Genomic DNA, 6,493 nt, shown 5'->3' on the forward strand with positions numbered 1-6,493 from the left:
AGGTCCATATCCTCGTCTATTTTGAGCTATACTGCGTCTACAGAACCCTTAGATAGCCCACTATTTAAAGAAACAGTTTTCTTGTCGGCACAAGCTTGCTTGTGAGCTCAAAATATCCTTCACATCTTTGGCTTGTTATTTACTTTCAGATACCTTAATTACTTTTTTTCTATATCTATAAATATCTCCGCCTGATTTACTAACATGGTAAAAGGCTTCAAATCCTCGCTTTAACAATTCTTCCTTAGGCTTTCTCTTTCTATCATCTTCACCAATGCAATCAATGATATAACCACCATTTTTAACAACCCTTGTTAACTCAGCAATTTCAGCATCATAATTATCCCCTACTACATGTCCAGACATTACAATATCAAAAGTATTATCCTCATATGGAATTTTCTCTACTGTGCCATCTAAAACTACGACATTAAGAATATTCTCAGCCTTTATTTTATCACGTAAATATTCTCGTAGTGCATCTGTTGGCTCACTGGCATAAACTCGTCTAGCCTTTTCAGCAGCAGCAAATGCAAGTCTTCCCGTGCCACTTCCAATGTCTAGAACAATCTTATCATTAAAATCAGCTAGCTCAAATAGAAGGTTCTTATCCCAATCATAGATATAATCACAGTTTTTATTCATCAGTTTAGGGTATACATAAACTATTGATGTTTCCATTTCCCCTATAACAAAAACTTCTGCTTTGCGTACCTCTTGATGAGAAAGATTTTTAGGCACTTCAAGAGTTAACTTTTCAAGGAAAACTCTACACTCAGGGCACTTATGAAAAAAGTACCACTTTACTGCCGGATTGTACTCTAGTGCTATTGCTAAATTTTTAGAAAAGTCCTTATCCCTTAAATGATTTTCACACATCATTCTAATAATCCATCTATCCATAAGTAAAAACGAGTTGAATGAAAATTCCTCTGGCTTAATCCAGTTATAATTCATATACTATTCCTCCATTTATTGAGGGCTACAGCATATTCACCCTCCCATTATTTATAATAGAAAATCTAACATTATACTTCATATCAATTCACCCTTTCAAAATAATATTTATTATCGCCATAGGCTTAAACAATGGAATAATAAATTACTCCTAACTTATTTTACCATGTAATTATTTGTAATGTATACCATAACTTATCAATACTTATGCAGTTTTTGATTATAGTTTGAAATTAATAAGAGAAGAAAACATTTCATGAAAATTAATGTTTTCTTCCCTTATTAATAGATTTAAGCTAAATACTTAATATTTCTTATAGCAAAAATTTTATGATAGCTTACTCATGTTTTCTAAATAACATATTATTACTCTTATTCCACATTGCTTTAAAAACTTAATGGTAACAAATTAAATAAACTTAGCTACATATTAACATTAAAGCTCCTTTTATTAAGTTGTTTCAAAAAAACGTAGTCTACAGCCATCAATAGTTGTAACACTGCATTCCTTTGCTCCCCATGGTTCTTCTTCAATGTCTGAAATCTGATCCCACCCATTTTCTTTAACAAACTTGTGAAAAGCTTCAATTCCTTCAATCATTAGAAATCCAGCCACATCCTTTACTGGTTCTCCTTTGAATAAATGAAATCCTCTAAATGGAGTTATGTGAGCAACCGCTACTTCATCTGGATAATCGTGAACACAACCATAATTTCCACTCCCATCACTATACCTTGAAACCACGGCTCCATACCAGCCAAGGACTTCTTCAAACCATTTTACTGTTTTGTCCATATCTTTTGTAAAATATACTGGTCCATTCTCTCTAACAACATAACCTCTTTCAGCGAATTTACTCATTTTATTAAACCTCTCTTTCTCAATAAGTTGGAAGTTTATTTTAGGATAAGCATTAAGATCAATGAAAGTATCACGAGCTGCTGAAGGCGTTACCCCATAAAGCTTACTAAAGGCACGAGAAAAGGCTGATGCAGATTCATAGCCATACTTAAGAGCAATATCAATTATTTTTAACTCACTACCTTTAATATCATAAGCTGCAAGTGTAAGCCTTCTTTTGCGAATATACTCACCCAAGGATATGTGAGTCAAAAATGAGAATATACGTTGAAATTCCCATGTTGAGCATCCAACTAACCTAGCAGCCACATTAAAATTAATAGTTCCCGTTAAATTACTTTCTATATAGTCCATTGCAATATTCATACCCTTTTGCCAATCCATTTTTTCACCTCCTAATCCTATTATAAAGAAACAGTTTTATTCTTACTTTGCATTTTATGCATTCTTCTGCATACTAATAGCATAGATAATTTCTTCATGAATCTTCTAAATTAAATTATAAGCATCCTAAAATGTACTTTTATCTTTTACAGCACAAAGTATAGCTAAGTCTAATTAATTTTATCACATTTTTACTTTAGACTTATACCATAAAATTGCTATCACTTTTTATTAACTTTATCTTATTTGCCAATTTAAAGGAGAAGAAAACACGGTAATATATTAATGTTTTCTCCTCCTTTTATGATTTATCTATATAGTCATTTTTAACATTGTGAATATGAATCTAATTCTCTTTTATATCCATACTTATATATTAACAGTAAGCCAGCTATAGTTAAAATTAGATCATATAATATTGCGTTCAATGTTCCTAATCTATAGCTTAAATTGAACAACTTAGTAATATCAGTGTATATCATATTATTTATTGAAAGCTTATTAAAGAAAATCCCTGTAATAAATACATAAAATGTAGGTAGTATATAAGCAATAATCTTATTATTAAAAGCTATTGTTGCCCCAAGGATAAAAGTTGAAAAAGCAGCTACTGAAATGGATAAACATAATATTACAAAAGCTATATATCCAATTTTAGAAATATGATATATATTTCCATAAGGTCCTAAATGAGGTATATACATTGGATCTGTATTAGTAAGTCCAAATTTGAGTATAAAGCATAACGCTACTATGATGTAGCTAACTGAAAATACAACAAAGTTTACTATTGCATTCACAGCTATTTTAACTACATAATAAGTTTTTAAGCTTATTACATCTAATAATTTGCATAAAAAACCTGTGTCCTTATCTTTCATAATAGAGGTAGCGTAAATAAATCCAACTATCACTGGTGTAAATATATATATATAAGACCTTTGATAAATTCTAACAAAATAATCTACTCCATTAATAACCTCTGGTTCATAGACCACTTTATTTAAATAATGTATAGATAAAAGTGTTATAATTGCTATCATAGAAATTATAGTTATCCATGATAGTAAAGCCCTTTTCAGTTCTAACTTAAAATAAGTCTTCATATAAAACTCCCCCTAGTATTTATCAGCTACAGCCCCAATAGTAGCTGCTTTTATATAATTCAAATTCTTTAAGGCTTTTAATGTTTCCACATCTCCACTTACTACTACGCCAATAATTCTTAAATCTTCTTTATTAATTTCAGTTTTTCCACCACTTAATACTTTGAATAAACTTTTATATCTATAATTCGCATCTTTATTTGAGTTTCCACGGATTATTGAATTAATAAATCTTTCTTCCGGTTTTTTTATTTCTTTTCCTTGATTATCCAAAGCTTTTATGCCATATACCTCATCTTCTTCTAGTATTGATTTTGACAAATTACCTTTATCATTCTTATCTAGAGTGTCTACCCAATACCAATTTAAAGTTATACCTTCTGGTACCAACGCTTTAGCTTCTTCAAGGCTATAGCTCTTATCAAAAGACAGGGATATTTCAATAAGCTTATCTTTTTCTATGTTATTAAGTTCCTCTAAATCATTAATGTGCTTATCATAGCTTATTGAAGGATGGTAAAATTTCATAACCCTTTTCCCTGCTTTGTTGTATCTCCTCATTTCTTCTAGCTCCTTAAAGCTTTCCCCTTTACTATCAAACAAATGATATCCCAAATCTCCATAGATGCCATTAATTAGGGGCATATAAGAATAATCTTCTTTAAAAACACCATCCACTATTGGCTTTTCTCCTAAAAATCTATACCTTGGGTACTCAATCTCTCCAATCATTATTCTATCATCTGCTTGTGTATTTCCCATATAAGCATTAGGCATCGCTACTTGAAACCAAGTATGTAATTCATTTAATTTCTTGTTACTTACATGATTTAAAATAAAACTGTTTACAATTAATAATGCAGCACTTAAAGTTATAAATATCATTAAGCTTATGATTATGTTTCTTATTATAGAAAAAGTCTTGGCTCTTTTAATAGTGTTATTAAAACTAGGTTCCTCTTTCATCTCAAATAACTCTTTTAATTTTTCTTCATCACTTTTCAAAATTATCCCTCCAAACCTTTTTAAATTGTTCCCTAGCCCTAAAGAGATAGGTTTTTACTGTGTTCTCATTAATATCTAAAATTTCAGCTATTTCTTTGTAAGACAATCCCATGTCATACTTAAATACCAATAAATTCTTTTGTACTTCACTTATTGAACTTAAACATTTTAGAATTTCTTCTTTTTTCTCTAAATCTAGTATGAAATCTTCTACTAACTTATCTTCTCTTAGACTTTCCTTAAAAATATCCTCATGGAGACTAAGCTGAATATGCCTGTTATTTTTTCTGCATAAATCGTAATATTTGTTGATTGCTACCTTAAAGAGCCAGGAGGATAACTTTTCAGTCTGTATCCCATCTATATATTTTAATGCTTTATAGAAGGTATCTTGAACAATGTCCTCAGCATTTGCTTCACTACATCCAAGCTTAATTAAATATTTATATATGAGATTCATCTTCTTCTCAAACATCTCATTAATTAATTCATTGCTCATCATATCCCCCTTCCATAAAGTTAGTTAATTAGGCATCTGAAAATAAATAACAAGTCATAGATGTGAAGACTATTTTGTGATAGACAAGGAAACAGGTTCCGCAGATAGTGGATCTATCAAAGGGTTCTGTTGACGCAGTATAGCACAAAATAGACTAGCAGATTGACTTACTTATTTTTTGAAGATGCCTTATTTGTTTCTGAAGTACTTCTATTATTAAGACGTTCAGCTAGCAAATATGTATACATTAATTTTACACTAAATAAAAAATCTACCAAATATTTTCTATATAATCCATATGAACGTTATATAAACATGCGGCAAATCTTTAAATATATTTTTAGTGAAAGGAAGTTGTCCGTCAAAAGGTTAAACACTGTTTTAAATTGATTCTTTTCAAACTCCTAAGCATTAAATATCAAAGCTATCTATTAGGGTAGAGCTTTTAATTTTTTATAGACTCATACAGTTCTAAGCCTTTTTATCTTTATAAATTATTGTTCATTTTATAATACTTTCTGCTCCTAATAAATATTGGTTTGAAAATCCAAGTTTACAATTGTATATAATTTTGTTAAATACTTGGAATATGTAAATATTTTCTGTATAATTTAAAATAAAACTTTTGATATTTCCAAGGGAATATCGCTTAGGGGATAGGGGGATACTTATGAAGCTAGATGAGCTATATGAACGTTTTGAAGAGGATAAAAGATTAAATACAAATAAGGCTAATAGTATAGAGTTTTTAACTTCCATATCATATACTGATAAATACTTAAAGGAAGGTATGAAGATTCTTGATATAGGAGCTGGTACTGGAGCCTATAGCATTTACTATGCAAGTAAAGGCTATGATGTAACTGCTGTTGAACCGGTGAAAAGAAATCTAGAGGTTATTAAAGCTAAGGCACTAGATAAAAATCTTAAAATTAACATTCAGCAAGGTAATGCATTAGACTTATCTCATTTGCCATCAGAAAGTTTTGATGTTGTTTTATGTTTTGGACCACTTTATCATGTGGATACTGATGAGAAAAAACTAAAGTGCATTGAAGAAACTAAAAGAGTTTGCAAGAAAAATGGAAAGATATTTTATGCTTACTTATCAAATGATATGGTATTCATAACTGAGTCAATGCTTTACAACAAAGAGTATTTAGGTGGACCTCATTATGACCATAATACTTTTAAATTAACTGATATGCCCTTTTGTTTTATGACTGTTGATCGCATGGTGCACTTAATGGAATTATCAAAGCTAAAAGAAGTGAAACATTTTGCAGCAGACGGATTATCTGAGCTATTGAGTGAAAAAATAAATACCTTTAATGGGGAACAGTTCAAAGAATGGTTTAGGTTCCATCTTTACACCTGTGAAAAGAAAGAACTTTTAGGCTATAGCAATCATATAGTTTTTATTGCTGAGAAACAGTAATAAAATTAAAAATATATCTTTTATAAATATATAAATCAAAGTTGAATTTCGTGGTTTTCCATATATATTTGTATGATGAAAATTTATTTTTTATCTTCAAAAGGTCTTAATAGAGACAATATAATGGTTGTATATAAATCAATGTTGACATTGATTTTACATAATTAAAGGTAATTTTTATGACTTCCGCTAATATGATTACCATAAATTCATATAAAAAAAGAGTCTGTAAAATAATTTGT

6 protein-coding genes are annotated in these 6,493 nt (G+C 29.7%); 1 reads left to right on the forward strand and 5 read right to left on the reverse strand.

The genetic code is table 11. The features are described 5' to 3' along the window. Nucleotides 1-135 precede the first annotated feature (135 nt). The 5 genes from B3040_RS14735 to B3040_RS14755 all read right to left on the reverse strand — a co-directional run bounded on the left by B3040_RS14735 (nucleotide 136) and on the right by B3040_RS14755 (nucleotide 4,813). Nucleotides 136-957 carry a class I SAM-dependent methyltransferase gene (locus B3040_RS14735; protein ID WP_291574737.1) on the reverse strand — a complete coding sequence of 274 codons (822 nt, stop codon included), beginning with the start codon at nucleotides 955-957 and terminating at the stop codon, nucleotides 136-138. A 451-nt stretch (nucleotides 958-1,408) separates the two neighbouring features. Beyond that, nucleotides 1,409-2,203, reverse strand: a complete 795-nt coding sequence (locus B3040_RS14740; RefSeq protein WP_291574740.1) for a helix-turn-helix domain-containing protein — start codon at nucleotides 2,201-2,203, stop codon at nucleotides 1,409-1,411. A 326-nt stretch (nucleotides 2,204-2,529) separates the two neighbouring features. Continuing rightward, complete coding sequence (locus B3040_RS14745; RefSeq protein ID WP_291574742.1) at nucleotides 2,530-3,309, reverse strand: hypothetical protein; 780 nt, start codon at nucleotides 3,307-3,309, stop codon at nucleotides 2,530-2,532. Nucleotides 3,310-3,321: 12 nt separating this feature from the next. After that, nucleotides 3,322-4,314, reverse strand: coding sequence for an anti sigma factor C-terminal domain-containing protein (locus B3040_RS14750; protein ID WP_291574744.1), 993 nt, complete (start codon nucleotides 4,312-4,314; stop codon nucleotides 3,322-3,324). Further along, nucleotides 4,304-4,813: an RNA polymerase sigma factor gene (locus B3040_RS14755; protein WP_291574746.1), complete on the reverse strand. Its 510-nt coding sequence runs from the start codon at nucleotides 4,811-4,813 to the stop codon at nucleotides 4,304-4,306. The genes B3040_RS14750 and B3040_RS14755 overlap by 11 nt, the downstream gene beginning before the upstream one ends. 670 nt (nucleotides 4,814-5,483) lie before the next feature. Here B3040_RS14755 and B3040_RS14760 point away from each other — a divergent pair. Beyond that, on the forward strand, nucleotides 5,484-6,251 hold the full coding sequence (locus B3040_RS14760) for a class I SAM-dependent methyltransferase (protein ID WP_291574748.1): 768 nt from the start codon (nucleotides 5,484-5,486) through the stop codon (nucleotides 6,249-6,251). Nucleotides 6,252-6,493 lie beyond the last annotated feature (242 nt).

The organism is Clostridium sp. UBA4548, assembly GCF_002387895.1.
In the GTDB taxonomy this organism is placed as follows: Bacteria; Bacillota; Clostridia; order Clostridiales; family Clostridiaceae; genus Clostridium_J.

What these genes read in the sequence shown, in the direction of transcription:
- B3040_RS14735 (WP_291574737.1), bottom strand. Translation starts at nt 957, where the DNA reads ATGAATTATAACTGGATTAAGCCAGAGGAATTTTCATTCAACTCGTTT.
- B3040_RS14755 (WP_291574746.1), bottom strand. Translation starts at nt 4,813, where the DNA reads ATGAGCAATGAATTAATTAATGAGATGTTTGAGAAGAAGATGAATCTC.
- B3040_RS14760 (WP_291574748.1), top strand. Translation starts at nt 5,484, where the DNA reads ATGAAGCTAGATGAGCTATATGAACGTTTTGAAGAGGATAAAAGATTA.
- B3040_RS14745 (WP_291574742.1), bottom strand. Translation starts at nt 3,309, where the DNA reads ATGAAGACTTATTTTAAGTTAGAACTGAAAAGGGCTTTACTATCATGG.
- B3040_RS14740 (WP_291574740.1), bottom strand. Translation starts at nt 2,203, where the DNA reads ATGGATTGGCAAAAGGGTATGAATATTGCAATGGACTATATAGAAAGT.